Origin of the sequence: Vibrio sp. 10N.286.51.E5 (assembly GCF_041469125.1) — a bacterium.
GTDB classification, from domain to species: domain Bacteria; phylum Pseudomonadota; class Gammaproteobacteria; order Enterobacterales; family Vibrionaceae; genus Vibrio; species Vibrio crassostreae_C.
On sequence record NZ_JBFRJZ010000072.1, the window covers coordinates 1 to 2435 of the forward strand.

Annotated in this window: 1 rRNA gene (running past one end of the window); it reads left to right on the forward strand. The window is 52.1% G+C overall.

From position 1 onward, the window contains the following. Window positions 1-2435: ribosomal RNA gene (locus AB4161_RS20640) — 23S ribosomal RNA — on the forward strand; its annotated part runs 865 nt beyond the window's last position; the annotation flags it as partial.

Genomic DNA, 2435 nt, shown 5'->3' on the forward strand with positions numbered 1-2435 from the left:
ATCAGTGAAAACGAGTAGGGCGGGACACGTGATATCCTGTCTGAATATGGGGGGACCATCCTCCAAGGCTAAATACTACTGACTGACCGATAGTGAACCAGTACCGTGAGGGAAAGGCGAAAAGAACCCCTGTGAGGGGAGTGAAATAGAACCTGAAACCGTGTACGTACAAGCAGTAGGAGCACCTTCGTGGTGTGACTGCGTACCTTTTGTATAATGGGTCAGCGACTTAATTTTAGTAGCAAGGTTAACCGTTTAGGGGAGCCGTAGGGAAACCGAGTCTTAACTGGGCGTACAGTTGCTAGGATTAGACCCGAAACCAGGTGATCTAGCCATGGGCAGGTTGAAGGTTGAGTAACATCAACTGGAGGACCGAACCGACTAATGTTGAAAAATTAGCGGATGACTTGTGGCTAGGGGTGAAAGGCCAATCAAACCTGGAGATAGCTGGTTCTCCCCGAAAGCTATTTAGGTAGCGCCTCGGACGAATACTACTGGGGGTAGAGCACTGTTAAGGCTAGGGGGTCATCCCGACTTACCAACCCTTTGCAAACTCCGAATACCAGTAAGTACTATCCGGGAGACACACGGCGGGTGCTAACGTCCGTCGTGGAGAGGGAAACAACCCAGACCGCCAGCTAAGGTCCCAAAGTATAGCTAAGTGGGAAACGATGTGGGAAGGCTCAGACAGCCAGGATGTTGGCTTAGAAGCAGCCATCATTTAAAGAAAGCGTAATAGCTCACTGGTCGAGTCGGCCTGCGCGGAAGATGTAACGGGGCTAAGCTATACACCGAAGCTGCGGCTACGTACCTTAGGGTATGTGGGGTAGGGGAGCGTTCTGTAAGCCGTTGAAGGTGGTCTGTAAGGGCTGCTGGAGGTATCAGAAGTGCGAATGCTGACATGAGTAACGATAAAGGGAGTGAAAAACTCCCTCGCCGGAAGACCAAGGGTTCCTGTCCAACGTTAATCGGGGCAGGGTAAGTCGACTCCTAAGGCGAGGCCGAAAGGCGTAGTCGATGGGAAACGGGTTAATATTCCCGTACTTCTTACAATTGCGATGGGGGGACGGAGAAGGCTAGGTGGGCCTGGCGACGGTTGTCCAGGTTCAAGTACGTAGGCGGGTGGTTTAGGTAAATCCGGACCGCTACTAACGCTGAGATACGATGTCGAGCTACTACGGTAGTGAAGTCATTGATGCCATGCTTCCAGGAAAAGCCTCTAAGCTTCAGATTGTAAGGAATCGTACCCCAAACCGACACAGGTGGTCGGGTAGAGAATACCAAGGCGCTTGAGAGAACTCGGGTGAAGGAACTAGGCAAAATGGTACCGTAACTTCGGGAGAAGGTACGCTCTTATCAGTGAAGTCCCTTGCGGATGGAGCAGACGAGAGTCGCAGATACCAGGTGGCTGCAACTGTTTATTAAAAACACAGCACTGTGCAAAATCGTAAGATGACGTATACGGTGTGACGCCTGCCCGGTGCCGGAAGGTTAATTGATGGGGTTAGACTTCGGTCGAAGCTCTTGATCGAAGCCCCGGTAAACGGCGGCCGTAACTATAACGGTCCTAAGGTAGCGAAATTCCTTGTCGGGTAAGTTCCGACCTGCACGAATGGCGTAATGATGGCCACGCTGTCTCCACCCGAGACTCAGTGAAATTGAAATCGCTGTGAAGATGCAGTGTACCCGCGGCTAGACGGAAAGACCCCGTGAACCTTTACTACAGCTTGGCACTGAACATTGAACCTACATGTGTAGGATAGGTGGGAGACTATGAAACCGCGTCGCTAGATGTGGTGGAGTCGTCCTTGAAATACCACCCTTGTAGTTTTGATGTTCTAACGTTGGTCCCTGAATCGGGATTACGGACAGTGCCTGGTGGGTAGTTTGACTGGGGCGGTCTCCTCCCAAAGAGTAACGGAGGAGCACGAAGGTGGGCTAAACACGGTTGGACATCGTGTGGTTAGTGCAATGGCATAAGCCCGCTTGACTGCGAGAATGACAATTCGAGCAGGTGCGAAAGCAGGTCATAGTGATCCGGTGGTTCTGAATGGAAGGGCCATCGCTCAACGGATAAAAGGTACTCCGGGGATAACAGGCTGATACCGCCCAAGAGTTCATATCGACGGCGGTGTTTGGCACCTCGATGTCGGCTCATCACATCCTGGGGCTGAAGTCGGTCCCAAGGGTATGGCTGTTCGCCATTTAAAGTGGTACGCGAGCTGGGTTTAGAACGTCGTGAGACAGTTCGGTCCCTATCTGCCGTGGGCGTTGGAAAATTGAAAGGGGCTGCTCCTAGTACGAGAGGACCGGAGTGGACGAACCTCTGGTGTTCGGGTTGTCATGCCAATGGCATTGCCCGGTAGCTAAGTTCGGAATCGATAACCGCTGAAAGCATCTAAGCGGGAAGCGAGCCTTGAGATGAGTTTTCCCTG